We start from the raw sequence: 590 nt of genomic DNA, 5'->3' as shown, positions 1-590 counted from the left end.
TTCTATGGTTAACTCTTGCGGATATTCATTGGTTTTTATCCAGTGAGTCAGGAGCATAGAGACGGGTATTAAATCAGGCATTCTAATTTTTAAGCTGCCCAGTGTTTTACGTAAATTAACGGTTAAGATTTCTGCTTTTTTGCTTGAAGAAGCATTAACAACAAGCCAGCCATTCGCAGTATCAATATAAGCATGTATTACGGTATCACGTGTAAAGGCACGTGGTAACAGGCTTTGGTAAATTTCTTCCTTTAAGGTGTCCTGTTCTTTCTTCTTAACCTTTCGAGATTCACGCAATTCAATTTCTTCGACTTTTTCATCGAGGATCTCTTTAATTACCGTTGCTGGCACAATCTTCTCTTGAACTTGAAAAGCCACCATAATAAAACCATTCGCCTCATAGGCAATCGGTGAATCTTTGGATACGGGTGAACTCCATCCCGTTGAAATTGGTTGAGATGGCGAGCATGGGCTAAACTGATGCTCTTCCAGGCTTTTTTCAATCATTTCAAATGATAAATCAAACGGCTCGATAAATTCAAATAGTGCTATATTTTTAAACCACATCGCATCATACTCCTTATTTGCTG

The 590-nt window shown here is 38.5% G+C and carries 1 protein-coding gene; it reads right to left on the bottom strand.

What is annotated here, in order from left to right:
- On the bottom strand, nucleotides 1–567 hold a 567-nt coding region (rdgC, locus tag DNJ75_RS15210), incomplete at its 3' end, for a recombination-associated protein RdgC (protein WP_188618934.1).
- Between the last annotated feature and the right edge of the window lie 23 nt (nucleotides 568–590).

Source organism: Cysteiniphilum litorale, from assembly GCF_003428165.1.
GTDB lineage: Bacteria > Pseudomonadota > Gammaproteobacteria > Francisellales > Francisellaceae > Caedibacter > Caedibacter litoralis.
Note: the sequence above shows the minus strand (reverse complement) of the source record. Positions and strands in the feature narration are given on the sequence as shown.